At 56.9% G+C, this 25,650-nt stretch carries 30 protein-coding genes and 2 pseudogenes; 13 read left to right on the top strand and 19 right to left on the bottom strand.

Annotation, left to right across the window (positions count from 1 at the left end; all coding sequences use genetic code 11):
• Positions 1-22 precede the first annotated feature (22 nt).
• Positions 23-976, top strand: a complete 954-nt coding sequence (locus CB0101_RS05185; protein ID WP_136643983.1) for a hypothetical protein — start codon at positions 23-25, stop codon at positions 974-976.
• Between the two features lie 201 nt (positions 977-1,177).
• Entirely contained in the window at positions 1,178-2,170 is a 993-nt protein-coding gene (locus CB0101_RS05180; RefSeq protein ID WP_010306429.1) for a glycosyltransferase family 4 protein, read from the top strand.
• Here CB0101_RS05180 and CB0101_RS05175 read toward each other — a convergent pair.
• Positions 2,155-2,862 carry a hypothetical protein gene (locus CB0101_RS05175; RefSeq protein ID WP_168187945.1) on the bottom strand — a complete coding sequence of 236 codons (708 nt, stop codon included), beginning with the start codon at positions 2,860-2,862 and terminating at the stop codon, positions 2,155-2,157. The two genes, CB0101_RS05180 and CB0101_RS05175, sit on opposite strands and share 16 nt — an antisense overlap.
• 396 nt (positions 2,863-3,258) lie before the next feature.
• Here CB0101_RS05175 and CB0101_RS05170 point away from each other — a divergent pair, with 396 nt between their 5' ends.
• The gene (locus tag CB0101_RS05170; protein ID WP_010306435.1) at positions 3,259-4,725 is read left to right on the top strand and encodes a mannose-1-phosphate guanylyltransferase/mannose-6-phosphate isomerase; all 1,467 of its coding nucleotides are present in this window, start codon (positions 3,259-3,261) and stop codon (positions 4,723-4,725) included.
• Between the two features lie 995 nt (positions 4,726-5,720).
• Here CB0101_RS05170 and CB0101_RS05165 read toward each other — a convergent pair.
• Positions 5,721-5,906 (bottom strand): annotated as a pseudogene (locus tag CB0101_RS05165) (AbrB family transcriptional regulator); the annotation flags it as partial.
• 42 nt (positions 5,907-5,948) lie between these two features.
• Positions 5,949-7,098 (bottom strand): annotated as a pseudogene (locus CB0101_RS05160) (IS3 family transposase).
• Between the two features lie 732 nt (positions 7,099-7,830).
• Between CB0101_RS05160 and CB0101_RS15605 the strand changes: the two are divergent.
• Positions 7,831-7,980 (top strand): hypothetical protein, encoded by a 150-nt coding sequence (locus CB0101_RS15605; protein WP_246833828.1) that lies wholly within the window; start codon positions 7,831-7,833, stop codon positions 7,978-7,980.
• Positions 7,981-7,989: 9 nt separating this feature from the next.
• Here CB0101_RS15605 and CB0101_RS05150 read toward each other — a convergent pair whose 3' ends face one another.
• Complete coding sequence (locus CB0101_RS05150) at positions 7,990-8,250, bottom strand: hypothetical protein (protein WP_043717283.1); 261 nt, start codon at positions 8,248-8,250, stop codon at positions 7,990-7,992.
• 586 nt (positions 8,251-8,836) lie between these two features.
• On the opposite strand from CB0101_RS05150, the gene CB0101_RS05145 reads away from it, so the two are divergent.
• From CB0101_RS05145 to CB0101_RS15285, 3 genes are all read left to right on the top strand, one after another.
• A complete protein-coding gene (locus CB0101_RS05145; protein ID WP_210409965.1) occupies positions 8,837-9,928 on the top strand; it encodes an integrase in 1,092 nt (363 codons plus the stop codon).
• 33 nt (positions 9,929-9,961) lie between these two features.
• A complete protein-coding gene (locus CB0101_RS05140) occupies positions 9,962-11,323 on the top strand; it encodes a zinc-ribbon domain-containing protein (RefSeq protein ID WP_071778116.1) in 1,362 nt (453 codons plus the stop codon).
• A gap of 113 nt (positions 11,324-11,436) precedes the next feature.
• A complete protein-coding gene (locus tag CB0101_RS15285) occupies positions 11,437-11,604 on the top strand; it encodes a hypothetical protein (RefSeq protein WP_010306492.1) in 168 nt (55 codons plus the stop codon).
• Between the two features lie 326 nt (positions 11,605-11,930).
• Here CB0101_RS15285 and CB0101_RS05130 read toward each other — a convergent pair whose 3' ends face one another.
• Positions 11,931-12,776, bottom strand: a complete 846-nt coding sequence (locus CB0101_RS05130; protein WP_029552850.1) for a GIY-YIG nuclease family protein — start codon at positions 12,774-12,776, stop codon at positions 11,931-11,933.
• Between the two features lie 102 nt (positions 12,777-12,878).
• On the bottom strand, positions 12,879-13,109 hold the full coding sequence (locus CB0101_RS05125) for a hypothetical protein (protein ID WP_168187944.1): 231 nt from the start codon (positions 13,107-13,109) through the stop codon (positions 12,879-12,881).
• Here CB0101_RS05125 and CB0101_RS15830 point away from each other — a divergent pair.
• From CB0101_RS15830 to CB0101_RS05110, 3 genes are all read left to right on the top strand, one after another.
• Positions 13,086-13,370, top strand: coding sequence for an excalibur calcium-binding domain-containing protein (locus CB0101_RS15830; protein WP_083798548.1), 285 nt, complete (start codon positions 13,086-13,088; stop codon positions 13,368-13,370). The two genes, CB0101_RS05125 and CB0101_RS15830, sit on opposite strands and share 24 nt — an antisense overlap.
• The gene (locus CB0101_RS05115) at positions 13,367-14,029 is read left to right on the top strand and encodes a thermonuclease family protein (protein WP_010306503.1); all 663 of its coding nucleotides are present in this window, start codon (positions 13,367-13,369) and stop codon (positions 14,027-14,029) included. Before CB0101_RS15830 ends, CB0101_RS05115 begins: the two co-directional genes overlap by 4 nt.
• A 189-nt stretch (positions 14,030-14,218) precedes the next feature.
• The gene (locus CB0101_RS05110; RefSeq protein WP_136643979.1) at positions 14,219-15,814 is read left to right on the top strand and encodes a hypothetical protein; all 1,596 of its coding nucleotides are present in this window, start codon (positions 14,219-14,221) and stop codon (positions 15,812-15,814) included.
• A gap of 154 nt (positions 15,815-15,968) precedes the next feature.
• Here CB0101_RS05110 and CB0101_RS05105 read toward each other — a convergent pair whose 3' ends face one another.
• The 7 genes from CB0101_RS05105 to CB0101_RS15270 form a co-directional block, all read right to left on the bottom strand.
• Positions 15,969-16,103, bottom strand: coding sequence for a DUF1651 domain-containing protein (locus CB0101_RS05105; protein WP_168187943.1), 135 nt, complete (start codon positions 16,101-16,103; stop codon positions 15,969-15,971).
• Positions 16,104-16,268: 165 nt separating this feature from the next.
• Positions 16,269-16,490, bottom strand: a complete 222-nt coding sequence (locus CB0101_RS05100; RefSeq protein WP_371413626.1) for a Nif11-like leader peptide family RiPP precursor — start codon at positions 16,488-16,490, stop codon at positions 16,269-16,271.
• A gap of 191 nt (positions 16,491-16,681) precedes the next feature.
• Positions 16,682-17,011: a Nif11-like leader peptide family natural product precursor gene (locus tag CB0101_RS05095; RefSeq protein WP_083798556.1), complete on the bottom strand. Its 330-nt coding sequence runs from the start codon at positions 17,009-17,011 to the stop codon at positions 16,682-16,684.
• Positions 17,012-17,696: 685 nt separating this feature from the next.
• Positions 17,697-17,858 (bottom strand): hypothetical protein, encoded by a 162-nt coding sequence (locus CB0101_RS15280; RefSeq protein WP_010306512.1) that lies wholly within the window; start codon positions 17,856-17,858, stop codon positions 17,697-17,699.
• Positions 17,859-18,106: 248 nt separating this feature from the next.
• Complete coding sequence (locus tag CB0101_RS15275) at positions 18,107-18,268, bottom strand: hypothetical protein (protein ID WP_168187942.1); 162 nt, start codon at positions 18,266-18,268, stop codon at positions 18,107-18,109.
• 364 nt (positions 18,269-18,632) lie between these two features.
• Positions 18,633-18,977, bottom strand: a complete 345-nt coding sequence (locus tag CB0101_RS05090) for an FKBP-type peptidyl-prolyl cis-trans isomerase (protein WP_010306519.1) — start codon at positions 18,975-18,977, stop codon at positions 18,633-18,635.
• A 180-nt stretch (positions 18,978-19,157) separates the two neighbouring features.
• The gene (locus CB0101_RS15270) at positions 19,158-19,325 is read right to left on the bottom strand and encodes a hypothetical protein (protein ID WP_168187941.1); all 168 of its coding nucleotides are present in this window, start codon (positions 19,323-19,325) and stop codon (positions 19,158-19,160) included.
• Positions 19,326-19,431: 106 nt separating this feature from the next.
• Here CB0101_RS15270 and CB0101_RS05085 point away from each other — a divergent pair.
• Positions 19,432-20,546, top strand: a protein-coding gene (locus tag CB0101_RS05085; protein ID WP_371413618.1) for an IS3 family transposase whose coding sequence is annotated in 2 segments (ribosomal slippage) — positions 19,432-19,696 and positions 19,696-20,546 — 1,116 coding nt in all. Because the reading frame shifts where the segments join, the coding sequence is not laid out codon by codon here.
• Positions 20,547-20,850: 304 nt separating this feature from the next.
• Here the strand turns inward: CB0101_RS05085 and CB0101_RS15825 are convergent.
• Complete coding sequence (locus tag CB0101_RS15825) at positions 20,851-21,195, bottom strand: Nif11-like leader peptide family RiPP precursor (protein ID WP_010306535.1); 345 nt, start codon at positions 21,193-21,195, stop codon at positions 20,851-20,853.
• A gap of 333 nt (positions 21,196-21,528) precedes the next feature.
• A complete protein-coding gene (locus CB0101_RS05075) occupies positions 21,529-21,762 on the bottom strand; it encodes a hypothetical protein (protein WP_136643977.1) in 234 nt (77 codons plus the stop codon).
• Between the two features lie 287 nt (positions 21,763-22,049).
• On the opposite strand from CB0101_RS05075, the gene CB0101_RS15265 reads away from it, so the two are divergent.
• Positions 22,050-22,211 (top strand): hypothetical protein, encoded by a 162-nt coding sequence (locus tag CB0101_RS15265; RefSeq protein WP_168187940.1) that lies wholly within the window; start codon positions 22,050-22,052, stop codon positions 22,209-22,211.
• 176 nt (positions 22,212-22,387) lie between these two features.
• On the opposite strand, the gene CB0101_RS05070 is transcribed toward CB0101_RS15265, so the two are convergent.
• Together CB0101_RS05070 and CB0101_RS05065 are read right to left on the bottom strand one after the other, a co-directional pair.
• The gene (locus CB0101_RS05070; RefSeq protein WP_010306551.1) at positions 22,388-23,893 is read right to left on the bottom strand and encodes a hypothetical protein; all 1,506 of its coding nucleotides are present in this window, start codon (positions 23,891-23,893) and stop codon (positions 22,388-22,390) included.
• 71 nt (positions 23,894-23,964) lie between these two features.
• Entirely contained in the window at positions 23,965-24,354 is a 390-nt protein-coding gene (locus tag CB0101_RS05065; protein ID WP_136643976.1) for a hypothetical protein, read from the bottom strand.
• 160 nt (positions 24,355-24,514) lie between these two features.
• On the opposite strand from CB0101_RS05065, the gene CB0101_RS15745 reads away from it, so the two are divergent.
• On the top strand, positions 24,515-24,643 hold the full coding sequence (locus CB0101_RS15745; RefSeq protein ID WP_010306558.1) for a hypothetical protein: 129 nt from the start codon (positions 24,515-24,517) through the stop codon (positions 24,641-24,643).
• A 16-nt stretch (positions 24,644-24,659) separates the two neighbouring features.
• On the opposite strand, the gene CB0101_RS05060 is transcribed toward CB0101_RS15745, so the two are convergent.
• Entirely contained in the window at positions 24,660-24,902 is a 243-nt protein-coding gene (locus tag CB0101_RS05060; protein ID WP_136643975.1) for a hypothetical protein, read from the bottom strand.
• Between the two features lie 111 nt (positions 24,903-25,013).
• Positions 25,014-25,541: a hypothetical protein gene (locus CB0101_RS05055; RefSeq protein ID WP_010306565.1), complete on the bottom strand. Its 528-nt coding sequence runs from the start codon at positions 25,539-25,541 to the stop codon at positions 25,014-25,016.
• Between the last annotated feature and the right edge of the window lie 109 nt (positions 25,542-25,650).

Here is a 25,650-nt window from a genome sequence, read left to right as displayed (position 1 = left end):
TGCGGAAACTTGGATTTGTCAGATGTCCTTCGCGCCTCCCGATTTTGTCGATACAACTGTGCGTCAAATCACAGTTGAAGATTCGTTACCTCAGCCGCCTGGCGGTACGACTATTGTCTTTACTGGCCTTTCCTCAGGCACCGCTGCAATTACTGATCCGAATACGGGCACGGCGCCTGTGAATGTTCTTCTGGATCCTCAATTTGATGGATTGCCGCAAAATCTTTTTATTGCCATTGCAACGGCCAAGGTTGAGCTCGCTTTTGTAGCTACAAAAGCGAGCTCAACATTGGCAACAACCGGTGTTCAGATCCGTGTTGGTGTTGATGAGCAGGGTAACTCTCTTCAGGTTGGTGGCTTGGTGATCCGCGGGAAATCAGCGAATGGTCTCTCCATCTCCCTTGAGGGTGGTCTGGCTACTGAGCTGGTGCTACCGGAGAAGCTGCCCCCAGTCTTCCCGCGCATCTTTGCTGCAGGCCTCTCCGCGGCAAGCCTGGCTTCGAACGCGCTCGCATCAGCGTCGCTTCAGGCTGACGTGCCGGCGCTTAATACATTTATAGAGCTGTCTCGGGGCAATGACTACCTGCTCGGCACGGAATTCAATGATGGTGTTGTTCTCTCCAAGGGCAAGGACGTCATCATCGGAGGCGGTGGAGATGACGTATTTGTTGCGGATTCGGTCATTTCAAAAGCCAAAGTCAAGCTGACGATGGATGGTTCTGGCGGGAACGCTGGCGCCAATGGTGAGGATGATCTAATTATCGCCAGGCGCGCGATTCGACGCTCTAAGAAGCGTACCAAGATTATCATTGACGATTTTGATACGGCTCGCGATGACATCATCCTTGAAACCAGTCCACAGCGGGTTACCGGTATTGGTACTGATGAGCTGACGATCGCCACCAAGAAAGGGGGTGTCATTGAGATTATCTCTGGAGGCACACCCTTCAATCAGGGTGGCATTGAATTCGTCTGAAGCGGCTGAGGGCATGACACAGTTTTGATCAACCTGCGCGTTTGGGGGCACCACCGTGCCTCCTTTGGTCTGGCAGGTGGGGCTGCGGCCACAGTCAGGCTCCTGCGTGAGGTTGGCTGCAACGTCGCATGTCACGATTTGCCTTTGGCTAGCCATCCAGCCATTCAGTCGGCGCCGTGCAGCCAACACCAATCACTGCCCGTGCAGATTGATCTGGTTCATACCAATCCCAATCTGCTGCAGGCCGACCCGTGTTTGCTGCACGCCGCAGACCTCACGGCTCCGCTCCGGATCGGTTACTGGGCGTGGGAGCTTGAAGCGTTTCCTGAAGGCTGGGAATCGTTCTTGTCCTCCTACGATGAAATCTGGTGCCCGAGTCCATTCACGGCGCAAGCGCTGGCACAACGCAGCCCAATTCCTGTGGTCAGTGTGCCCCACTACCCTGATTGGCCTCGCTTGCAGGTGTTACAAGACCGACGTCGTGATCGTCGTCCCCAGGCTGGCCGGGCATTTCGATTTCTCTGTTTGTTTGATTTCTGGAGCACCACGGAACGCAAGAATCCAGATGGTGTGATTGAAGCCTTCTGGAAGGCCTTCCCTCCGGGCTCATCTCACCTTCCGCCGGTAGAACTCTTGATTAAAACCAGTAGCGCCGAGCAGTTCCCCGCCGCCTGCAACCAGTTAATGGCCAAGACGGCAGATGATCCCCGGATTCATTGGCAACATCAGTTGCTTAGTTCCGATGATTTGGATGAGCTATTGCTCAGTGCCGATGTCCTGGTTAGTTTGCATCGTAGTGAAGGCTTCGGATTGGTGTTGGCAGATGCGATGGCCATCGGCCTGCCGGTGATGGCCACGGCTTATTCAGGCAATCTCGAATTCATGCCACAAGGAAGTGCTGCCTTGATTCCATGGCAGCTGATTCCGATAGAGCACACTTCTGGTGATTACCGTCGAGGTTGGTTGTGGGCAGACCCTGATCTCAACGCGGCAGCAGCTTGGATGCGTGATCTGGCGTCTGATCCACAGGTTGGCGCCCGCCTTGCTGCCCGTGGGGCCGTTGCTGTTCGTGAACGGTTGAGCTTTGAGCGTCTCGCGCCGGTCGTGCGTCAACGCTTAGGTACTCTATTGCTCAAGCCGACGCGTCGTGAGCTATTGAATACGAGCTCTCCAGTGCTTCAATCACTCGGTTGATCAACCAACACGGCCAATCGTTTCAGACGATGGTGTATAGCATCAAGCCAGCGTTGTTGCTCGCCATCTTGATGTTCATCATGGTGTTCGATTTCTGACATTGCATGAGCTTTTGCAGATGCTGATATCTCTTCGAGGCCTCTCATGTTAAGGGTCAGAACATCTGCTTCGATGAGCCTGCGCTGGATGGCACTGTTGGCTAAGCCGCGCTCTTGTAACCATCGGGCGATGTCGAGTCCAGGCACGGCCATGGCAGCGCTCGTGACGCCTTGAATGTGTTCATCTTGGAGCGGTTCCTGCCATCTCCCCAGCTCTTCGATCGCTTCTCGGGGATCTAAGGCGAATAACACTTCTAGAAGATTGCGAATGGTCAGGTGGCTTGTTGATCCATCCAAGACGGCCTGCTGGTAATGCTTGACGGCATCCCTGAGTTGATGCAGTCCCCGTTTTGCATCTGCATATTTGTGATGGATCCAGAAGCTCCGCTTGGGGCTATAGAGAACAGGAGTTAGTACTGCTATGCATTGTTCGTATGCACCCTGCATGAGTAGCGCATAGGCCAGAGCATCAGCAATGTCTTGGTCTGTTGGACCCAGCTGATGTCGGAGCCAGAGTAAGCGCCCTTCTGCCGCTTCCCACTGCTTCAGCTCGAGTTGCCTAAGGCACCACCTGTAGTAATCTATAAGCTCCATCTTGGTGGGCAGACTGAGCAGTCTCGTCTTTATGACTTGTCTAACCTAGCTTATTGATCTTCATGCTTTGCGGCATCGCTGACGGGTTCTTGCTTTGGGCGTCTGTCGCCGGATTTCTGGTTTAAGCCCTGCAGGCAACTTGAATCCCACTTGCCAGCAATTTTTGCACCGGCTCTGGATTCTGAGTCATCCAAAGCAGCTCCAGCTCTCACCTGGACTGGCTTTGTGCTCCTCTGCGCTCGTTGGCCTTGCACTTGCACCTTTCACACTCACGCACAACCTTGCTCGTTCTGTCGTGACTTTGAGCTGTCTGACTCCCGATTGTCGTTCTATCGCTGTGGGCATAGCTATTTCTAAGCGTGCCGTCTGTTGCATTTAATGCTGATCCAACCTCCCATGACTCCTCTTGTTCCCGTCATTCTCTGCGGCGGCACTGGCACGCGGCTCTGGCCCCTGTCCAGAGCCAGCTACCCCAAGCAGTATTGGGCTCTCGCCGGCGATGGTGATGACACCCTTCTTCAGCAAACCCAGCAGCGGCTGAATGGCATTCAGGGGCTCCAGCCTCCGCTCTTGATTTGCCATGAAGACCACCGCTTCATTGTGGCTGAGCAGATGCGCCAAATCGGTGTGGATCCGGGTGTGATCCTGTTGGAGCCGATGGGCCGCAACACAGCGCCAGCCGTCGCGGTAGCCGCTTTGCATGCCACCGCCCACGGCGACGACCCTTTGCTCTTCGTTTTAGCGGCTGATCATGTGATTCGCGATGCGGCCGGATTCCGGCAGAGCGTTGAAGCGGGCAGAGCCGCCGCGGAAGCCGGCCAGCTGGTGACCTTCGGGATCGTGCCGACAGCACCGGAAACGGGATACGGCTACATCGAGGCTGCCGAAGGTGTTAGCGGCACTCAGTCGCCGGTGCCGATCGCACGATTTGTGGAGAAGCCCGATCGCGCCACCGCCGAACAATTCCTAGCCAGCGGCCGCTTCACCTGGAACAGCGGCATGTTCCTGTTCAAGGCCAGCGCGATCTTGGCGGAGCTTGAACGCCTGGCCCCGGATGTGGTGAGTGCCTGCCGGGCCGCCCTGGAGCACGACAGCGAAGATCTGGATTTCCTGCGGCTCGAACGCGAAGCCTTCGCCGGTTGCCCCAACGTGGCGATCGATGTGGCCGTCATGGTGCGCACCGACCGGGGCGCCGTTGTGCCGCTCGATGCGGGCTGGAGCGATGTGGGCAGCTGGAGCACCCTCTGGGAAACGGCCACTCAAGACAGCTCGGGCAACGTGTTGCGGGGCCGCGTGATCAGTGAAGACAGCAGGAACTGTTATCTGCGCAGTGAGCACCGCCTGGTGGTGGGACTGGGCGTCGAGAACTTGGTGGTGGTGGAAACCGACGATGTGGTGCTGGTAGCTCACCGCGATCGCGCTCAAGATGTGAAATCGATCGTGGGATTGCTCGAGGTTGAGGGAGCGCCAGAAAGCAAGGCCCATCGCCGCATTTACCGCCCGTGGGGCAGCTACGACGGCATTACCGAAGGCGAGCGCTGGCAGGTGAAGAAAATCGTGGTGAATCCAGGTGCCAGCCTGTCGCTACAGATGCACCACCACCGCGCCGAGCACTGGATCGTGGTGCGCGGCACCGCCGTGGTGGAACGCGATGGCCAAGAGCAGCTGGTCGGTGAAAATCAGAGCACCTACATCCCCCTGGGCTGCAAGCACCGCCTGTCTAACCCTGGCAAGATCCCCGTCGAGATGATCGAGGTGCAGAGCGGACCTTACCTAGGCGAAGACGATATCGTTCGCTTTGAAGACCGCTACGGCCGCACAAGTACGTCACTGCATCACCAGTCCTCAACAGCAATCACATGACGGTGCATCGCCAACCTTCATAGTCTTATGCATGGCAAGCATATTCCCTGGCCGTCCATCGAGACTCTCGATATCAAGGGTCGATCTGTGTCTCTTCGATATCAGTGACGTCACGTCGTGATGGCTTCACGTTCTATCAACTGCTTGTCAGCCTGGTTAAGTAGCCTTGGCCTCGCCTATCAGCAGAGTCAATCATCCCAGCGACCGACATCGCGTTTGACTTCGCTCTGTTATCGATAACCGTGCTCGTCAGTATTGGGAGCAGGTCGCTGATCGCTGCTTTGAGCGGGCGTACCAGAAGGCTCTCCTGTCCGTTAAATTGCATCTCAGTTCAGAATCCCTCAGCCAATCATTCGCTGCAGCGCGACGCCTGAACCCATCGCTGTGATTCTCTCTGTCGATTATCTCTCCTCTCGTGAGGGCTGAACGTGCATCAGCTTGTGTTGGTCTCTTGCCTTTGAGTTTGCCTGTCATTGCTCTTGCGTTTCTGGGTTTGCGCGCGCGACGTTCGTTTCCATACCCTCAATGCGAAACACTAGCTAGTGCCTCCGCCAGGCCAGGAACTTTCTCCTGCCGCGCATTGCAGGAATGAGATCCTGTCGCTAGCACCGTCGCGAGGTGTCAACAGTTCTCCATCGCTGTCATAGGCCTGTTGTTGCATGATCAGATCTGCGATCCACACATCATGCCCAGACCTACACGTCGAGCTGCTTCAAGACCGGGTATCGCTCATGATCTCCACCGACGTTGAAGTCGACACTTTCTTCTTCTTGTTAGGCAGCGCACCGCTCTGCAGAAGCAGATAGCCGGCGAGGGACAGGGCCAGGCTGAAGACGGCCAAAGCATTCCTGCGTTTGGGTCTCTGTTTGGGCATTGCCTCCTGCGTGTTGCCCCTTCCACGATGCCACGGTCAGCCTGTTGGTTGACGTCGTCTGCATCAAAAGACCCCTGGCGAAACGCCAGGGGTCGTGGGAATCAACGGATTGTTCAGGACATCACTCGTCTTCGTCGACCCCACCCACGGGGATCAGGCGAACTTGCTTGCGGCCGAGTTTGATTTCAAATTCATCGCCGGGCTTGAGGTCGAGCATGGCGGTGTAGGCCTTGCCGATCAACAGGTTGCCGTTGCCCTGCACGGTGGCGGTGTAGCTGAGCTTGCGGCCACCCTTGCCCCGGCCTGACGTGACCCCCTTCATTGGTCCAGGCGCAATGAGAGTGGGTGGTTATGCAGCAGCTGGTTGAGCTGCCTCCAGGGGCGTACGCCCCTGGAGGGCTGAATGCGGCCTCAAGGTGTTGTACTCCCAGCGCCAGCGATCAGCCAAGGTTTGGGCCTCGCTCACGGTGGCGAACAGCTCGGTGTTCAGTAACTCATCCCTGAACCGGCTGTTGAACGACTCGGCAAACCCGTTCTGCCACGGTGATCCTGGTTCGATGTAGGCCGTGGTGGTGCCGCTGTTCTCGCTCCAGCGCTTGAGGGCGTGGGCGATGAATTCGGGCCTGTTGTCGCTGCGGATGAACGCTGGGGCTGGGTAGAGGCTGGTGAGCTCCTCCAGCACCGCCACGACGTCTCTGGACTTGCAGCGCCTGCCCACCCGGATGGCCAGGCAGAGACGGCTGTGCTCGTCGATCACGTTGAGGAACTTGAGCCGCCGGCCATCGGCCGTGGCGTCGAATTGGAAGTCCATCGCCCAGACCTGGTGCGGGTGCTCAGCCTGGTGACGTCGCACCGAGCCGTCAGCCGGGCGTGCCCTCTTCTGCTTGCGGGGGTGGGCCGCTGGAGGCCCTCCTCGCGCCAGAGCCGGTGCACCCGCTTGTGGTTTACCGTCCAGCCTTCCCGCCGCAACAGGCGGTGGGCCATGCGCCGGCCCCAGCGGATGTGCTCAGCTGCGATTTCGCGGAGACGATGCCTCAGCTTGGCCTCCTCAAGATCGGCGACCTTGCCGACATGGCGCTGGCTGCTGCGGTGCTGGCCCACCAATCGGCAGACCCTCCGCTGGGATGCCCGGTAACGCTCCTGCAGGACTGTGACGGCCCGCCGGCGACGCTCCGGGCTCAGAAGTTTCCCTCGGCGAGGTCCTTGAGCATCGCCTTGTCGAGCTCTGCTTCCGCCAGAAGCCTTTTGAGCCGGGCGTTCTCTTTCTCCAGCTGGCTGAGCCGTTTGGCCTCTTCTGCCTTCATTCCGCCGTAGAGCTGCCGCCAGCGGTGGTAGGTGGGCTGGGAGACCTCGAGAAATCGGCAGGCGTCCGCAACTGTCTGGCCCTGGGCAAGCAACTGGTCAGCCGTTTTGAGCTTGCGGATGATCTGCTCGGGTGTGTGGCGGGTTCGTTTCATGGTGGAGTCCCCGGCCCAGTCTGGCCGGATGAGGGCTCTCATTCACCCTGGACCGATTTTTAGGGGCCACGTCAGGGTGCTTGGCTTTCGGAAATACGACTGTCTTTTGACGCTTCTTGTCCTCGGCTGTTTCGTTCGCTTCACGCTCGGGTGTGTTAGAGGGCTGCCTCCCTCATCCGTTGCCTCATGGTGTCCAAGTGCTCTTTCACGGTCAAGCATTGCAAGGCGTTCAAGCAGTCAGGACTCGGGCACCGCTCCCTCGAGTCGAGCGATCAACGCTGCGGAGCTGCCTGTCGCTTGGCTGGTCAGTCCTGTTCGTTTCTCTCTTTCCCCGCCGCTTGCACGCGGCTTGATGCTTGCTGAGTTTTAGCCCTGTCTGTAGCTTCTCGCCCTCTTACCCCGCTGATCAATTGGATTTATCGCACCTTCCCGAACCTGGGTGGCAGCTCTGGTGAAGGGCTTGCCTGCTCTGAGCTTGCTTTAGGCCCCTGGGTCTCTGCCATTGGGCAGAAGCAGAGCATTTTTGAGCAGACGTGCGACCTCGGAACTCTTTAATCAGTTCGATCGTGCTTCATGGATTCCCGCAGACTTGTGGTTTGGATTTCCACAGGGATCCTCGGGTTCCAGGGCGCCACTCTCGCCTTCGACTTACTCAACTGCACGGCGCTGAGCTGGCTGTATGTGCGAATTCATGGCGTGCCGGCACTTGAGCGGCGTGTTGACGTATCTGTCGGCTCCAGAGCCGTTGTTGAGCCTGATGCAACGCAGCAAGCCTTGGGCACTCCCACTCCCGAGCACCCAGTCGTCTTGTTCTGCGCCCGCCCTCAGGGGCGCATTGATGACGCGGTGAATCAGGGGCTCAGCATCCTGGCTGGACTCGCCTTGGGAAGCTCGGTGAGCGGTCGGGGGCAGGGCCAGCCCTGAGGGTTGTCTTCAACGGCGCTTGAGTTTCTCGCGGGAGCACTGGGGTGCACGCTCGAGCTGCTGCCAGGGACGTGCGCAGGCATGGTTCATGGCTTCCTCGCAGCGCTCCAGGTGATAGAGGAGCGGGCTGTTGGGCGAGGGGAACTTCCGGCGGAAGTGCTCACCCGGCTTGAGCAGGCCGGCGGAGCGCCAGCGATGCAGCGTCCGCTCGCTCACGCCCAGGCAATCGGTGGCCTGACGTTGCACGGACCAGTGGGGGGTATGGGTCATTGGCTCGGATGCGAAGGACAGGAACTCCTGGGACCGGAGATCTGCGATCGATCCATCAGCGGATTCGGCGAAAGGGGATGGATGCGTTCAGGGATGACGCAGCTCGGTATCGCCCCCGTTGAGGCTTGCTCGCACTGGAGGCTACGGGGGACGGCCCTGACAACCCCGGACGCTTCCAGACACTGCCAGCCATAGCGGGACGGATTTTTGAGCGGGATTTGAGCGGAAAGTTTCGGCTCAATCCCTGAGAAATCAATCGGGGCGACAGGATTCGAACCTGCGACCTAGTGCTCCCAAAGGGACTGGGCAAAGCTGGCAGGACGGCAAAACCCCAGTAAAAAATAGGGATCCACACTGGGTTGACTCCGCACGCAGTCGCACGCTGCCGCACCGTATCGCTTGCTTTTACACGGAGACCCGTGTAGAAATGACCTAGTGCTCCCCAGCGCAAGTGAATACCTCAACCGACTGGGCAATCCAGCTCCGTAAAGCCATCAAGTCCCAGGTGGGCAGCGGCTGGCTTGTCATGCCCGACTACGGGCGTATGCGCCTTCAAGTGCGTCGCCCTGGCATCAAGACCCAATCCATGAACCTCCCCTTTGCCTGGGAGGAAGCGGCATGGGTTGATGCCCTGCAGCACATCAAGGTCATTGCCAAAGCCTTCAACGAAGGTGGCGTTGACCTCAAAGGTGCCGCCAAGGTCGCCACCGTCGTGCGCTCTGCCCACGACACCGACTGGACTGCTGCCGCTGCTGCCTACCGCCAGCACAAGCAACGCGTCTCTGACCGCACATGGCGTCAGAAGTACACGCCTGTCTTTGAGGCAGCGCTGAAGGCACTCGGCAGCAAGAACGCCCCCACCAACGGTGTTGACCTCTGTGATGCCGCTCTCAAGCGTTGGGAGCCAGGCACCCGTCAGCGCCAAATCATGCGCCAATCACTCAGCGGCTTCCTCCGCTTTTGCGTTCAGCGCCGCAGCTTCAAATCCTGCTGGCTGCCACCTGCTGCCGTTGATGGTGAATACGTCAACGAGAAGCGCATCGGCTATCCCCTCACCGATGCTCAGGTGCTGCGTCTGGTGGATGCGGTGCCTGATACCGCCGCAGGGCACCGCTGGCGCTTTGCCCTGCAGCTGCTCGCCGTCTACGGCTTGCGCCCTGAAGACCTGCGCCATCTCGTCACCCGCAACAACGGCACCGAGCTGTGGTCCACCTATCAGAAGTCCAAGGGCGGGCGTAAAGGTGCTCGCACGGCTGAACGTCGCCTCTACCCCCTGCTCGTGCATGACGTGGATGGGGCAGTGGATTGGAACCTGCAGCAGCGCGTCCACCTCAAAGAGGAACTGCCGCCGCTGGGGCAGCCAGGCAAAGCAGGCGAGGCGCTTGGCACCTTCCTCAAGCGTCAGCCCACTTGGCAGTCCATCGCTGCTGAAGCTGCTGCTGAAGGGCAGGAACTCGTGCCCTACTCATTCCGTCATCGCTACAGCGCTACTGGTCACGCCCGTGGTCTGCAGCCCAAGCAAATGGCTGATGCCATGGGGCACAGCCTTGAGGTGCATATGGGCAACTACGCCCGCTTCATGACGCGCGACCTTGCCAGTGCCTTTGAGGCTGTGAACGGGCAGGCGTGTCTCACCCATTCAGGGGATGCAGGGCAGGCTGTGGCGGTAGGAGGCTGAAGCCATGCTCGCTACGTGCAAGGAGGGTTAGCCATGCTTGCTCGACTTTCTCCTGAGGAGTTTGTGAGGCGCCTTGCGCAAAGGTTTCCTCGGATCGAAGCCCTGAGTGATTACGTCACGGCAAAAGAAAAGATTAGTCTGCGCTGTAAAGCATGCTCCCATGAATGGCAAGCCACCCCTGATAACCTTCTGCGTGGTGTCAAGTATGGATGCCCAAAGTGTGCGTTAGCTGCGCGGAACGAAGAATGGAAAGCAGAAATACGGAAATGGCTCAGAAAGCATCGCCCCGATGTCAAGCTGATTGGTGAGCTGACAACCCATCGGGGCAAGACGCTTTTTCAGTGCACTGATGAACAGTGCCTGCATAAGTGGGAAACGACATTCAGGTCACTCAAAACGGCTGCGACGGGCTGCCCGCAGTGCGCTATCAGGCGCAATGCAGAGAGTAAGCGCCTGCCCGAGGATGAGTTTCGTAAATGGCTAAAGGAAAATCGCCCTTTCGTGCATCTACTGGAATACACGTCGCAATCGGAGCCTGCCACCTTTCGTTGCCTTAATCCAAATCATGAGTCTTCGTTTCGAGAATGGACCACCATTCCCGAGGTAATTCGCTTGCAGGGCAGGGGGCTTCAGGGTTGCCCGGATTGTGGGTGGACTGCAAATGGCAAGCAGTTCTTGGTGTCAGAGCAGGAGAAGAGGCAATGGATGGAGGAGAAAAAGCCGAGCATCCGAATGGGGGATGATTACATTGATACCAAGACGCCCTGCACGTTTAGCTGTCTCGTGTGCGAGTACGAGTGGAAGACTAGTATTGCCGTTTTTACTAATAACGATGCGGGGTGCCCACGATGCTCGGGAGTGGCTCGCGTCACGGAGGAAGACTTCCTTGAGCGTTTAGAAAAGGTCTCCAAGGGGGGCATCAAAATGATGGGTGCTTATCATGGGTATGGGCATAAAACCCAGTTTCAGTGTCAGCTTCCTTCGTGCCTGCACATCTGGAGTATTCAACCTGTTCGCCTTACGTGTTCTAGTCCAACAGGTTGCCCCTCCTGTACTCCCGTTGGATTTAACCAGGGAAAGGATGCCTGGCTCTATTTGATGGCGCGTCCTGGAGAGCAGCAAATTGGAATAACCAATGTCCCTGTCAGTCGTCTCTCGACTCATCGTAGGGACGGCTGGACGTTACTCGAATTGCGTGGACCAGCGCCAGGTTCAATGGTTTTGGAAGTTGAGAGTTCTTTGAAAAGATGGCTTTCATCTAACTTTGACTTGGTTGAGGGAAGGCGGGAAAACTGGTCGACAGTTGATCTAAGAGTAGACAGTCTTAATGAGCTAGCTTCTATGGCTTCTATTTCATTGTCAACATTGGGTGGCAGGCAGAAGATTGACTTTTAGTTTCCTGCTGTCCGCTGCTATTCCACGCCTCCCCATCCACTGCTGAAGCGTTAAGCCGTGTCCCTGCCGCCATCGCCAGGGGAACACTCAGGGGATCCACGCATGGAGACCCCATGAGCACCACATTCACCGCCGACTACCTGGCCCGCGCCGCTGAGCAGCTTGGCTGGGATGCCACGCCAGCAGGCCAGCAGAAGCGCCAGAAGGATCTAGCCCTGCTGCAGGAGCTGATGGCGGCAACCAGGGGGTTGCACCCTGGCAGGCATCTGAGGCAGAACTGATGCAGTGGTGAGCGGCCAGCCAAGGGGCCTCATCTACTGCTCACCCGCAACGACCCTCAGGCACCCACGGCCTGGGGTTTCGTTGTCTAATCCAAATGGATCCCGACGCATGCGACTCAATTCATTGGACGAAAGAGACCAGGCCGGCTTTGCGCTTGAGCTAATCAGAAGAACAATCTTGAGCACCCGGCCTGATGAAACCAATAAAAAATGGAAAGAAGCATACAAGAAACTCGGAGAAGCCCAGCAGATACTCATGGATAGTGGCTTCTACTCGCCAGAATTCGACCCAGGACTAGCCAGTTATTGACGAATAGGTGGACTTGTTAATTAAGATTCAGGCCGTGCACCCTAGAGCCAAGCTTTATCTTCCAGTATGTTTCTAGCTCGGTGATCAGGCTTCCTTCATTTGCATTCCCAGGAGCAATCGCCTGCAGGATGGCGACGTAATAGCTTGCTGCTGACTTGGCTCTATGCTTGAGGCTTTCGTTACCACCGTGACCATTGTGGTAGTCACGCCACCGCCCAAAGAAACCATTGTCCCCAGTGGCAGAGCCAACATATTGCGACCCATCCTCCTCATCGACTATTAGATAAACACCCTTGTATTCCTTCAATACTTCTTGCCATGTGATTGGCATGGACTCGATTTCGCTAAGTCTCCGGCGGAACTCAAGCCACCCTGGGAATGGAGGCTCTGAGATGCTCTGCCTTAGCTCGATAACGGGTTTATTCCCATTTTCAGCGCGCTGAACCCATGCGCGCGCTCCATCGCCCCATTCCACTAGAAGCTTCCCCACTAAGCCATCTAAGTGAGCAGTGCGCGCTAGATCGAAGGTGGATTCAGTTTCTGACGGCGGATTTTTCCCATCCTTGTACGGGTCAGCGGTAAAAATCTCCTTGCAGCCATTGACCTTCCAAATGCCCGCAAATACCGTTTCGCCGGAGGGGCTGACCACGAACGAGGCTATGTAATCAGCGGTCTTAATTGACTTAATTACTCTCGTGTCACCCTGGCTTGACTGGTATTTCTCGAATTTCTCGCGCTTGTTTAGCGCGTCGCTGAATACTTGCTCTTGATAGCGTCTCTCATGCTTGTGTCTGATAAGACGGACCCTTGCAGGGTCGAGCCCCTCTGATTCAAGCAATGCATTGAAAGTGAGCGGTTTCACGGCCTTCGCTAGTGATCAGGTCTGGCGAGAAGTACGAGCCTCATTTGCAGATTAGTCCGAGTCGGTGAATGTGGGCTAGATCCTGGCTACTCATGCCATAGCTCAGCGCAGGCGTTGAAGCAGTTGCCGCCCTAGCAGCGCCACGTCCTGCAGGAGCAATGGCACCGGGGTTTCGACCGAAGCGGTCTCCTCAATCAGCAGCAGGGCATCGCGCAGCCGATCCATTGCTCGAAAGGTGGCCGCAGCTCTGAGTGCAGGGTTCTCCTCGGTGGTTTCGAGGAAGTCACGCAGATCGCCCAAGGCATCGGCATGGAAGCGGCTGGGACTGATCATTGCCACCCACATCTGACCCGGGCTAAGCCGAGATCAGTAAGCCTTTTTGCTATGAAGCCTTCAGCCATCGCTGCTCTCGCCGGCCTTGGGGTTCTGGTTCTCAGCTCAGGGACTGCTTGGGCCCAGAGCTGCTCCTCCTTCCAAACCTGCGCTCAGGCTGTTGCCTCATACAAGGCCGGCAACACCAAGCTGGATCGGGATAAGGACGGGATCCCTTGCGAAAGCCTCTGCGGCAAGAACGGCGAGAACATGCCTCGGTGATCTCAAGGACCAGCATCGCGGGAGGAGGTATTGCCCTCTCCCTACTTGTCAGCACTTGGTGGACCCCTGCATGGGCTGGGCCAGCCACGGTGCTCTCAGTTGGTGACGGGGACACACTCACCGTCAATGCCTCTGGCCGGAGAACCACGATCCGCCTGGCTTGTGTCGACGCACCCGAATCAGCCCAGCGGCCCTATGGCGGCCAATCCCGTGCCGCGTTGCAATCGCTTGCTCCTGTTGGGGCAACGGTCACGGTGCAGGGCAACAAGAAGGACCGCTACGGCAGGACAGTGGCTGAGATCCTGCGTGGAAGCACCAACGTGAATGTGGAGCTGGTCCGCCGAGGGGATGCCTTTGTCTACCGCCAGTACTTAAGTGGCTGCGACCGGAACGCTTACCTGTCTGCCGAGAAGCAGGCTGAGTCAGCCCGTCGTGGGGTGTGGTCAGTATCAGGTGGCATCACCAGGCCCTGGAACTGGCGGCGTGGTGGGTCGTCCCGCTCAAGCTCCACCACTCTTCCAGCCAGCAGCCGCAAGCCTTCAGGGCGATACCGGTGTGCGGATGTGGGCAGTTGGGCCAGGGCTCAGGAATTGCTCAAGCAGGGGCACACCTATCTGGACGGCGACCGTGATGGGGAGGCGTGCGAAAGCCTGAGGTAACCCCTTGCACCCAGCCACCCACCTGAGCCAGAACAGCTGCAGACGGTGGGGCCGATAAGCCAAGGATCCACTCCCACCGACCAACGACCCTCAGGCGCCCATGGCCTGGGGGTTTTGTTGTGTCAGGTGCTAGCAGAACTCAGTTGCTGCAGTGGTTCTGATGGTCTGTGAGCAAGATCACTGCAGGGCTTGAGCCAGGTCAATTTGTCCTCCAGTCAACCGGGCGATGGTGTGTGCATCGGAGGGAGAGATCCCAAAGACACAAACCCCACCGAAACAAGAGCAATGGCACCTGGATTAACTAAGTCAGCATCCAAGAAACAAGGCACGAAGACTACTTCTTCTGCCAAGCATGAAACCACTTTTCAGCGCGACACCCTGGCAAACATAGCCATTGGTTCAGGCAGTGCTACTACCACCAATATCCTTGGCGATCTTATTGGGGCTGTTGCCAATAAGTGGCTCCCGGGTTCTCGACCTGCATTTGAATACCTAGTTGACACAGGTGCAGCAATAGTCCTCAACGAAGGGCTTGAAACGGCGAGAGATGGCGAATCGCTCTTCAATGAGGACTGGGCAGAAGATGCGGCTGTTACGGCAGTTAGCAATGTCGTCGCGATTTCTGTTGTTGGGATTCTGGGGGTTGCAGGTGCGCCGGCATTCGCGATTGGCCTGCTTACATCAGCAGCCCTCGGTGCCGCTTACAATCTAGCAACATCGAATCCTGATCGCTTTGCTCTGCCAGAGGCCTCCGGGCAAGGAGAGTTGTCAGGAGCAAACTCTACACAAATAGAGCATGGCACTACAGAGAATAACCAGCGGATAGATTCTACTGGCCACGCCAACGCGGGTTCTTTCTCGCAATTTGAAATGCATCAGATAGCGCAAGAAGGCTATCTGGATGCTGCGGAGTCTAATGGCGCTAGTAACGCAAGGAGCCAGGCTGGGCAGGGTGGTCATTCAGATAGAGAACAGTCGCAGGCAATTGTCCAGCAAGACACCGCTGCTGCACAGAGCTCAGCAAGAGGCACCAATGGGTCTGGGCAATCAGCAGACCCAATTACTGGGATCTCATCCAATGATCAAGCCACTGACCATGGCAGAACCAGAACAGGTGGCTCCGGGCATGCAAGCAGCGAGGACCAGGCCCAGCAGGAGCAGAACGTAGAGTCAGATGATGATTGGGGTTCAACTTACAACGCACAGACTGGTGAGTGGACAGATGGCACTAGCGATTCAAATGATGATGACACCGACACTGACAACAATGCAGGAGACTCGCAAGATAGGCCTAATCCCGAAGACCGTCCGAATCCGTTCGAAGGCAACTCTAGGGGCGGCGGCTCTCGGCCTAATCCGTTTGAATCTCAAACAAATCCCTGGGATGATGATTTTCGCCCTAATCCAGTAGATGACTGGGGTGTCGGCGGACCAGTTGCGCGAACTGGGCTGGCCAATGGCTCCGCAGAGGATCCGATTATTGAAGGTGGATTGAATCCTTCTTCTCGTGGCTCGCTAGGCTCTGGCCTTGGCAGTGTGTCTTTTCACGATCTCCATCGGGCAGCGAAGACCAGTCTTGGGACTCCAGGTCTGAGCCTCATATTGACGGATGAAGCGGGCCAATCTCAATCCGAGGGCAAGGGCTCGGAGGGGTCTGGCGACAAGGACAATTCATGGAAAGAACACTCTCCGTCGATCTGGCAGGGAATCAGCATTGTTAGCACCCAAGACGAGTCAGAGGCCTATGCCAGTATTTTCGTGGTTGCAAATACATCCGGGCTCTAATATGGATGCCGGGGCGCCTTATGCTCACACATTAAGCTGAAAGCCATACAACACCATGAGGGAAAAGCAGGGCAGGTTTTGGGTTTGTCCTGATCAACACCCCGGCAGAACTTTCCCGAGCCCCGTATGCAATGGCGGGGTTTTCATTTGAACCTCACCACTGCGGCGGCACCCGTTTCCACCCCTGCCGGATCAGGTTCTGCCAAAGCTGCTCGGCGTTGAAGCGCAGCATCCGGCGGCAGTGCTTCACCAGGGGCCTGCCTGAGCTGGTGATGTCGGCGTCAGTCACCTCCACACACTTGCGATCCTCTCGACAACCCGCCAACAAGGCTCATTTCGATGCAATGGTGCCAGGCACTGGAGGCTGACTTATGGTCTTGAGTGCGCTATTGAAGAAACAAAAAGCCCTTGTGTTTGCAGGGGTTTTAGGAGATCAAAGTGGGTAACTCTTAGTTCAGGCAGGTTTCCACCAATCCTCTGACGCCTTCCCTCCGTTCCCAGGCCACTCATTTACGTCCTTCGTCTGCCAACACACCTCGCCGACGCCCCCAGCCACGCCTTCCAACTCCTCGTCAGACAAGTCCGACTGAGACTTCTGAAGCTCCTCAGCAGAGATCAAAAAGCCTGCACCCTTGGCAATCGCCACCACGGCATCAGCATCACTTGCTCCCTTCAGCTTCTACTGAAGCCCCGTATCAGCCTTGACCGCTTCCAGAAACGTTTTGAGTTGCTCTTCTGGCATCGCTTTGAGTGGGTGAGGTGTGTCTGACTTCAGCATCGCCCATCTTCAGTCTGGTGTCAGCAGGATGGGGTGAGACCCAGGGAGCATCTGCTCGCGTGTGCGGGGTTATCAAGAGGATTCCCTAACTAATTTTTGTCCCTAGGGAGGATGCCATTCATTCCCCCAGCTACGCCTTCGAGCTCCTTATCTGAAAGCTCTTGCTGAAGTCTTTTTTTCATCGCCTCAGAATAGAAATCGTTAAGACGATTAAGCTGTCCCCCACCAGCCACAATAGCCAACTCTTGATCTGAAACCTCAGCCTGCGCTTTTTTCAGCTCCTCAGCAGAGATCAAAAAGCCTGCACCCTTGGCGATCGCCACCACGGCATCGGCATCGCCTGCTGCCTTTAGCTTCTCTTGAAGACCTGCATCAGCCTTGACGGCTTCCAGGAATGCTTTGAGTTGCTCTTCTGACATCGCTTGGAGTGGGCGAGGTGTGATGAACTCCATTATGGCTGACCTCCAACCTGGTGGCAGCAGGATAGTATGAAAGACCTCTGGAAAATCCGACCAGCAATGGCCTCCAGAATTGAAATGGTGCCAAGTACTGGATGCTGAATGATGGATCTCTGCGGGCTATTGAAGATAAAAAAACCTGCGACTACAGAGGCTCTGGGGGAATAGCGTCAGGATGTACATTCCCTTAGTAGCCAGCCGCTCGATCCAGGAAATCACGCCTGTAGTGCCTCAGGGTGTTGGAAGCCGCAGACACACCTTCTAGCTGCTTGTCCGCAAGCTCTACTGGTTGATGACGGAGGTCGGTAGCTTGAAGGTTGAGATCACGGTCTGCTTTGTTAGTCATGATTAAAACTCCTTGATGTTTGAGGTGAAGTAGGAGGTATTTTCTCTCGGTTTATTCACTGTCGCAGGGCTGATTGCCTCCTACCAGATGAGGAGCCATGGGGGATTCAGTGAATTTCAGGTGAGACGGAATAGTGATTTGCACTTAACCAAAAGCCTGTTCAATGAAAGACCGGCCAAGCTACAGCTGCACGCCCAACCGCTTTTAGAGGGCGGAGGCCAGAGGAAGTGGTAGGGGAGGAACAACAAGAGACCTGACTTGGCCGTGCCTACTGAATGCCCGTTGCCCCCTTGATCCGAATCACCAGTCGGAATACACAGGATCGTCCGGGCAGAAAAATGGACCGACAGGGCACAATTGGCCACCAGCCACGCCTTCCAGATCCTTGTCCGAAAGCTCTAAAGGCTGATGAACAATGTCGAAAGCTTGCAGCGTGAGGTCGCGATTGAATTGATTGGTCATGGTTGAAACCCCTTGGAGTGTGAGGTGTGAATGTCGGAGGTGTGTTCCTCTCGATGTATTCACGATCGCAGGGTTGAACGCTCAATACCAGATGAGGAGCCAGGGAGGTTTCAGTGAGTTTCTGGTGAGCGAGAGCGCAGCAAAAAGCCCCAGCCGAAGCCGGGGCTCAATGAATTCATAGTTTTTCTATATTGCTAGGCAATTCATTTCCGCATGGGCGGCCATAAAAGCAGAGCCCCCACAACAGATCAGTGACCATTAGGGTTTCGCTCATGACGGCGCTTCAATTCTTCCCAATCTTCCCGCGTCGGCACGGGATAACTAATAAAACCTCCGGCAACGGCTTCCAACTGCTGGTCGTCCAGCTCCTGGGCTTGCTGAGTGAGATCGCGGTTGGGTTGGTTAGTCATGATTAAAACTCCTTGATGTGTGAGGTTGAGTCGGAGGTGTGTTCCTCTCGATGTATTCACCATCGCAGGGCCGAGTCCCCGATACCAGATGAGAAGCGAGGGATGTTTCAGGGATTTTCTGGTGAGCGAGGAGCTGAAGCAGCAGCTGCCGTGAGCAAAGCAAAAGCCTCGGCGCAACCCGGGGCTCTTAGTGGTTTGTTGCCTTGAGATTAACCGAGCGCTTTGGGGAAGGAGAGATCGGAACCGCTGCCACCGGCGAGCGACCCTGCTAAGACTTCCCTAGTCAATGATTAACTAGCAAAGGATACCTAAGTACTGTCAAATATTTACCATTAACACTTTCGAGCCCTATGCTTGAGCCTGCTCAGCGGATCTTAAGAAGCTCAATATCAAAAATCAAGGTGGTGTTGGGGGGGATCTTGTCGCCTACACCGCGCTCACCGTGGGCCAGGGCTGGGGGAACCACTAGGGTGCGCTTCTCGCCCACCTTCATTCCGACCACACCTTCATCCAAGCCTTTGATAACACGGCCGAGGCCGAGGGGGAAGGAGAAGGGGTCACGGCCGTAGCTGCTGTCGAACTCTTGGCCATTCTCGAAGGTACCGCGATAATGAACGACAACAGTCTGGCCAGGTTTGGCTCCAGATCCGCTACCTCCGACTGCGGTGATGAGTTCTTGATCGCTAAGTGCGAGAATTGGGGTGTTCATGGGACAGGAGTATGTATAAGGTTGTTCGCTTTTGTGGCGTAACGATCGGAGGTGTGTTCCTCTCGATGTATTCACGATCGCAGGGTTGGGCGCGCAATACCAGATGAGGAGCCAGGGAGGTTTCAGGGAGTTTCTGGTGAGGTCAAACCGTCTCCTGAGTCGAGCTGGTTGTCCAGAGCCTCACTTGGCATGGAGCGATTCGTTTGCCCCTTCGATGCGAATCACCTTGTCGCCATCAGGGGAGCGCAGCCAGCCGATGCCACCACTGCCCTGCTGGCGTTTCTGCTCGGGCTTGTCTATGCCCCCGAGGCCCATTGCCAGCTTGGCTCCCAGGGTGGACGGCCACAACTCTGCCGGTTTGGAGCTGACAGTGGTGAGCTTGACGTGGACCCTGGTGATCGGTCCAGGGTGAATGAGAGTCCTCATCCGGCCAGACTGGGCCGGGGACTCGACCATGAAACGCACCAGGCATACAGCCGAGCAGATCATCCGCAAGCTCAAAACCGCGGAGCAGCTGATCGCCCAAGGCAAGACCGTCGCCGACGTCTGCCGCGTGATCGAGGTGACGCAGCCGACGTATCACCGTTGGCGGCAGCAATACGGCGGGATGCAAGCGGAGGAGGCCAAGCGGCTAACCCAGCTGGAGAAGGAGAACGCCCGGCTCAAGAAGCTTCTGGCAGAAGCCGAGCTGGAGAAGGCGATGCACAAGGATCTCGCCGAGGGAAACTTCTGAGCCCGGAGCGTCGCCGGCGGGCCGTTGTTGTCCTGCAGGAGCGTTACCGGGCATCTGAGCGGAAGGTCTGCCGTGTGGTGGGTCAAAACCGCAGCACCCAGCGCCATCCAGCCAAGGTCGTCTCGATCGAGGAGGGAAAGCTGCGGCATCGTCTCCGCGAGATCGCAGCCGAGCACATCCGCTGGGGCCGGCGGATGGCTTACCGCCTGCTGCGGCGAGAGGGCTGGAGCGTGAACCACAAACGGGTGCAACGGCTGTGGCGAGAGGAGGGCCTGCAGCGGCCCATCTCCAGGAAACGCAAGCGGGCCAGGCCAGCCGATGGCTCCGTGCGGCGTCACCGGGCTGAGCATCCCCACCAGGTGTGGGCTATGGATTTCCAGTTCGATGCCACGGCCGACGGTCGCAGACTCAAATTCCTGAACGTGATCGATGAGCACAGCCGTCTCTGCCTGGCCATCCGAGTCGGCAGGCGCTGCAAGGCCAAGGACGTCGTGGCCGTGCTGGAAGAGCTGACCAGCGTCTATCCAGCGCCGACGTTTATCCGGTCTGACAACGGGCCGGAATTCATCGCCCAAGCTCTACGGGACTGGTGCGAGGCCAGCGAGACCACCAGCACGGCGTACATCGAGCCGGGCTCCCCATGGGAGAACGGCTTTGCAGAATCGTTCAACGGACGCTTCCGGGATGAGTTCCTCAACACCGAGCTGTTCACCACGGCTCCCGAGGCTCAACTCCTGGCTGATCGCTGGCGCTGGGAGTACAACACGTTCAGGCCACATTCGGCCCTCCAGGGGCGTACGCCCCTGGAGGCAGCTCAACCAGGAGCTGCAGCATGACCACGACCACCCACTCTCATAAGGCCTGGACCGATAAAGGGGGTCACGTCAAATGCTTTGAGTTGCTCTTCTGACAAAGCTATGAGTGGGCGAGGTGGATGACTTCATTATCGCCCAAGGTCACTCCTGCGTCAGCAAGATTACTTGAGAGACCTCTGGAAAACCCGTCCAGCAATAGTTACCGTAATTGAAATGGTACCAGGTATTGGTGACTGAATAATGGGTCTTTGTGGGCTATTGAAGAAAAAGCCCCTGCGGTTACAGGGGCTCTGGGTATATACAATCAGCGGTTAAGTAGCTGCCGCTAGCCTTGATCATCTTTGGGCTTATACCAATCATATCTTTGTTGTTTTTCCTTTTCTAGAGTTTCAGCTCTAAGTTTTTTTTCGTAAGCTTCATTGCATTGTCGCACTAAGCTATCAGTATGCTCCTTTATCTCTGCGTAAGATGGTCGGATGCCCCCAGTCACGCCTCCCAGTTCCTCATCGCAAATCTCTACCTGACCCTGCTCCTCAGCAGAAATCGCAAACGCCGCTGCATTGGCAATCTCCACCACGGCATCCACATCTGCAGCTGCCGTCAGCTTTTCCTGTAGATCCGCATCAGCCTTGACGGCTTCCAGGAAGGCTTTTAGTTGTTCTTCTGGCATTGGGTTTTGGGTGGGTGAGGTTGTTTAGGTGCGAATACCAAACAAGCCCAGTATAGGCTCAATGAAACCACCAGTCACACCTTCTAGCTCCTTGCCCGCAAGCTCTACTGGTTGATGAGGGAGGTCGGTAGTTTGAAGGTTCAGATCACGGTCTGCTTTGTTAGTCATGATTGAAACTCCTTGAAGTGTGAGGTGCAGTCGGAGGGCTTTTCTCTCGATGTATTTGCCGTCACAGGTTTGCTCGCGCCACCCCAGAGGAGGAGCGGGTGAGGCGCGGTGTGTTTCTAGTGAGGCCAAGTCATTCCTCGGCCGAGCTTGTTGTCCAGAGTCTCCCTAGATGTTGCGAATGCCCCTTTTTGGCAAGACATCGTGCAGCTGTTGGAGCTGCGGATCAGCGGGTGCTGTGTTGCCGAGAATTGTGGAGCCACCGCCCTGGATGGTTTCCAGTTCTTCGTTTTTGAGTTCAGTGATGTTGGTGTTCATAGTGTTGACCTTGTTGAGCGTTTGGCGTGAGGTCGGAGGTGTGTTCCTCTCGATGTATTCACTATCACTGGGATGATTGCCCATTGCCAGATGAGGAGCCAGGGAGGTTTCAGGGAGTTTCTGGTGAGGTCAAACCGTCTCCTGAGTCGAGCTGGTTGTCCAAAGCCTCGCTTGGCATGGAGAGATTCGCCGGCACCCTCGATGCGAACCACCTTGTCGCCGTCAGGGGAACGCAGCCAGCCGATGCCACCACTGCCCTGCTGGCGTTTCTGCTCGGGCTTGTCTACGCCCCAGAGGCTCATGGGTTGAGCGGGTGACGGCTGACAGCAAAGCAGGCCTTTGCCACGGTTGGCGTGTCCGCCTGGTCTGCGATGCCTGAACCCACTTCCCGTGAGTTGTCGCTGATGTACTTCGACCGCTTCAGGCCAGAAATCCTGGGGATGCTTGAGGTGATCGAGGACCCGGCTGGCTTCGATGAGGAGAAGCGGCTCCAGCTGGTCGATGCCTACATGGACATCGTGACTGACGGTTGAGCCATTGCTTTCTTGACCTGTTTCACCTGGTCCGGTGTGAAGCAGAAGATCTCAGTCTCCGGCTTGCGCCACTGATCGAACTGCTGGTGGAGCTGTGCTTAAAACGCCAGGCTGTCCTTCTCGCTGGGTAGCTGGGTTTCAGCGATCAGCTCAATCAAACCAGTCGGATCACGACCTCAGTAAAGCCTTATCTGACAACCACCAACCGGAACTCTCCATCCATGCTGCTTCTGATTGGCAGCGGTGAGGACATAGCGCACTGCATCCGCGCTGTGATCAGGTGCAGTCTTTTCCATGTCCTCGGGGTTCTTTTCATCGCTAACGCAGTAGGGCAATGTTTGCCAAAGCGATTCGCAGGATTCGGAGATGTAGAGCCCGGGTGAGCCGTCGCGGTCCGCTGCATAGAGCAGCTGTTTCATGAACTGCCAGCCAACAGCTCTCGAGCTTTTGGGGCTACCGGTGACCTGAAAGCCGTAGCGCGCAAAGTCATTAGCCAACGTCACAGGCGCATCCCAGCCTTCCTGCGTGTAACCCAGCTGTGCGGTGACGGCCGAATCCATGATCGTGCGGCGCTTGCCGACATCTGCAAGGCTCATCCCGTAGTGACTGAGCAGACCGCCAACTCTCGAGGCGAAGCGTTGCGTGGTGAGCGAGCGGTCGCCGCGATTCCATTCCTTGGAGCCATCGGGCTGGATCGAGCAGATGTAAGCCTCATCCAGGCAGATCCACGAACCGCGGGGGATCACCTTCCCGCCGAGCTCAATCCAGTCATCGACCACCTCGACCATCAGCACCGCGCAGGCCGGTGATGCAGTGCCCCAGTCACAGCCAAGCCAGCACCACCGCGACTGGTGTTCGCGTCTGATCACAGACCCATCAACGCCTTGATACGGGAGGGTCAACCCGCCGGGCAACATGCTTCGCTCAATACTCAGGCAACTACCAAAGAAGCCAGCTGTTACCTGCCCCCAATCCCCGTAAACCTCAGCCGCAATCTTTGACTCATCACCAAAGCAACTCGCCTTCAGCTCAGCCTCATACTGATCTGGATTGCTCAGATACGGGTTGTCCCGCAGCGTTGACTTAACCCAACAACACTCACCACCACCAAAGAACTCACACTTAAATATCCGATTCGGTAACGCCTTCGTCACCACATAATCCCTGATCCACCAACTACCAGGACCAAGCGGGTTAGCCGTCGCCACAAACTTCGGCACCACGCTCGGGTCAGTCGTACGCATTGAGCTGCGCACCCTCAACACAACCTGCGGGTCTGCTTCCTGCCCCAGCTCATCCCAGAACACATGACTTAAATCCTCACCCTGAATCTTGTTAAATCCATCATTTCCGTCCATATGTATTAACTTAAGATTGCCACCATTGCTCAGGTTCCACTGCCGCTTCGCCCGCAAATACTTACTCCCTGGTAACAGCAGCGGTATCTGCTCCATCAGCATCCCCTCCAGCTTCTGCAAACCACTCAGATCCGCCCTAATCAACACACCCCTGAAACTCCCACCGCTCGTGATGGCGAAGTAGCAAATCAGCCACACCAGCAACACCGACTTGCCGCCACCACGACCGCCTGCCAGCAGCAACGTGTTCAGCGAATCCACGCTCTGCACCAAGCCAGCAACCTTGCGCTGCCAAGGGCTTAGCTGCAGCGGGCGTACAGACATCAATCAGCTAATAGCTCCCCTCAGTCTGCCGTAATTGCACTTCGCGGATACTTAGCCCAGCCTCGTGCTGCTCAGCTTGGGTCGCGACGGTATGTAATCGGACCGATCACGATGACCTTTTTAACCTCTGTCTCGCGAAACCGCTTGTCAGTTCCCTTTTCGAGCCACTCCAGATAGCCGACTGCCATGCCCACGTACTTGGACTTCTTGCTCGGCTGTGTCTCGCACCAACTCTGAGTTAATTCCACTTCCCAATACTCGGTGTTCGCGAGAAATGCGCCCATGGCTTTCGGGTCCGTGCGCTGCCTGATGTATCCAGGCAGCTTCGCGTCCAATTCCTTCCTGCACCTGGCTAGTGCGCTTTCTCTCGATGGCTCCTGAACAGAGGGCTTGCTACACCCTCCTGTCATTGCCACGGTGACGACTACTGAGGCGAACGCTGTCGCCACACGGATTTTCAAGGGTGACTCCGCTCTCCTGATACCAGCCTGGCAAGGAGTAGACCCTTTTGCATCCCCCATTCAGGCGTTGTCTTGTCCCTGCGTAGGCGTACGCATCTCCCTATCGCTGGTCAAGTCCGCATCTCTCATGCCATAAGGGTTCGCCCCTGATCAACACCTCATGTCTGAAGACATCTGTGGACTGCTGTTTGAACTGCAACAGCTAGCCCTTCAGGTCGCCCAATCAGGTGATGACCTGCCCCTGGCAATCGCCTGCGAGCAGCTGCGTGAAGCATTGGCTGAGCTGTAGGTCTAGTCCTACAAGCTCAACCCTCCACTGCCTCGCGGGTGGCTGCGCTCTGCTTCAGACACAGCCGCCCCAGTTCAATCAACCCGAGCATCCCAAGCAGCACAACCGACGCATACAACGTCGCGTCATGCGTCGGGTCCAGCTCCCAGCCCTCTGCCCTGGTTGCTTGCCCTACCTCCCACGCATCCTGCAGCTCTGCCATATCGCTTCGCAGAAGACCGATGGCAGGGTTGCGCATGTGCTGGATGGTGACTCCCAAGGCAGGGTAGGCAGCCCATTTGCACGGATTTTGCACGGAACGTTCAAGCGGTCAACGCAAAGCGCATTGCTGATGCGGGCTTTGCTGCACTAACCGAGTGCTGCCGTAGCGCTAGACGTCAATCGCAGCCTGCTCGTTCCACTGCTCAGCGCTGAGCCTGGCGGCTGGCGCATCGCTCTGCCCGAGGAAGTCGCGCACCACCGAGACGTTCACGACGTTGCCGCCTTCGCTGATTGGCGTCTGGTCAAGCAGCTGCCGCGCCTTGCGGTCCAGGTGTGCGCCCCATGCTCGGTAGAGCTGCGGGTCAACCCCAGCCAGCATTGATTGCTCCACCGTCTCGCTGCCATCGGGATGGCGATTGCGGACGACCTTGACGCGACCGCGATGGCGTTGTTCCTCAATGTCCATGCGCAGCTTCTGCGCAATCTCTTGCCACTCCTGCCAGACCGCCGCCTCGCGTTCCTCGCGGGTCATCTTTGCGATGGGCTGTGCCGCCAGGAACTGCCTCACATATTTGGTGACGGTGGTGGTGCTCACCTCCGCTAAGCGGGCGATGTCTGTATGGGACTTGCCTTCAACCCATAGCTGATAACAACGCTCCTGAATCTTGAGCTGCTCGGGTTTGCTTGGGCGAGCCAATTTTCAAAATCTCAAAGTTATTCCCAGTTTGGCAGCCTCCCGAGTGTTTGGGGCTTCAGGCGTTAGGGGGGACTGGTTGCTGGTCCCCCCTTTGGTCCCCCATTCAGTC

The sequence above is a fragment of the Synechococcus sp. CB0101 genome, assembly GCF_000179235.2.
In the GTDB taxonomy this organism is placed as follows: Bacteria; Cyanobacteriota; Cyanobacteriia; order PCC-6307; family Cyanobiaceae; genus Vulcanococcus.
This window is presented reverse-complemented; position numbering and strand designations above follow the sequence as displayed.

What these genes read in the sequence shown, in the direction of transcription:
- CB0101_RS05185 (WP_136643983.1), top strand. Translation starts at nt 23, where the DNA reads ATGTCCTTCGCGCCTCCCGATTTTGTCGATACAACTGTGCGTCAAATC.
- CB0101_RS05175 (WP_168187945.1), bottom strand. Translation starts at nt 2,862, where the DNA reads ATGGAGCTTATAGATTACTACAGGTGGTGCCTTAGGCAACTCGAGCTG.
- CB0101_RS05170 (WP_010306435.1), top strand. Translation starts at nt 3,259, where the DNA reads ATGACTCCTCTTGTTCCCGTCATTCTCTGCGGCGGCACTGGCACGCGG.
- CB0101_RS05150 (WP_043717283.1), bottom strand. Translation starts at nt 8,250, where the DNA reads ATGACCCATACCCCCCACTGGTCCGTGCAACGTCAGGCCACCGATTGC.
- CB0101_RS05145 (WP_210409965.1), top strand. Translation starts at nt 8,837, where the DNA reads ATGAACCTCCCCTTTGCCTGGGAGGAAGCGGCATGGGTTGATGCCCTG.
- CB0101_RS05140 (WP_071778116.1), top strand. Translation starts at nt 9,962, where the DNA reads ATGCTTGCTCGACTTTCTCCTGAGGAGTTTGTGAGGCGCCTTGCGCAA.
- CB0101_RS15285 (WP_010306492.1), top strand. Translation starts at nt 11,437, where the DNA reads ATGAGCACCACATTCACCGCCGACTACCTGGCCCGCGCCGCTGAGCAG.
- CB0101_RS15830 (WP_083798548.1), top strand. Translation starts at nt 13,086, where the DNA reads ATGGAAGCGGCTGGGACTGATCATTGCCACCCACATCTGACCCGGGCT.
- CB0101_RS05125 (WP_168187944.1), bottom strand. Translation starts at nt 13,109, where the DNA reads ATGATCAGTCCCAGCCGCTTCCATGCCGATGCCTTGGGCGATCTGCGT.
- CB0101_RS05095 (WP_083798556.1), bottom strand. Translation starts at nt 17,011, where the DNA reads ATGTCAGAAGAGCAACTCAAAGCATTCCTGGAAGCCGTCAAGGCTGAT.
- CB0101_RS15280 (WP_010306512.1), bottom strand. Translation starts at nt 17,858, where the DNA reads ATGACCAATCAATTCAATCGCGACCTCACGCTGCAAGCTTTCGACATT.
- CB0101_RS15275 (WP_168187942.1), bottom strand. Translation starts at nt 18,268, where the DNA reads ATGACTAACCAACCCAACCGCGATCTCACTCAGCAAGCCCAGGAGCTG.
- CB0101_RS05090 (WP_010306519.1), bottom strand. Translation starts at nt 18,977, where the DNA reads ATGAACACCCCAATTCTCGCACTTAGCGATCAAGAACTCATCACCGCA.
- CB0101_RS15825 (WP_010306535.1), bottom strand. Translation starts at nt 21,195, where the DNA reads ATGCCAGAAGAACAACTAAAAGCCTTCCTGGAAGCCGTCAAGGCTGAT.
- CB0101_RS05075 (WP_136643977.1), bottom strand. Translation starts at nt 21,762, where the DNA reads ATGGGCAATCATCCCAGTGATAGTGAATACATCGAGAGGAACACACCT.
- CB0101_RS15265 (WP_168187940.1), top strand. Translation starts at nt 22,050, where the DNA reads ATGCCTGAACCCACTTCCCGTGAGTTGTCGCTGATGTACTTCGACCGC.
- CB0101_RS05070 (WP_010306551.1), bottom strand. Translation starts at nt 23,893, where the DNA reads ATGTCTGTACGCCCGCTGCAGCTAAGCCCTTGGCAGCGCAAGGTTGCT.
- CB0101_RS15745 (WP_010306558.1), top strand. Translation starts at nt 24,515, where the DNA reads ATGTCTGAAGACATCTGTGGACTGCTGTTTGAACTGCAACAGCTAGCC.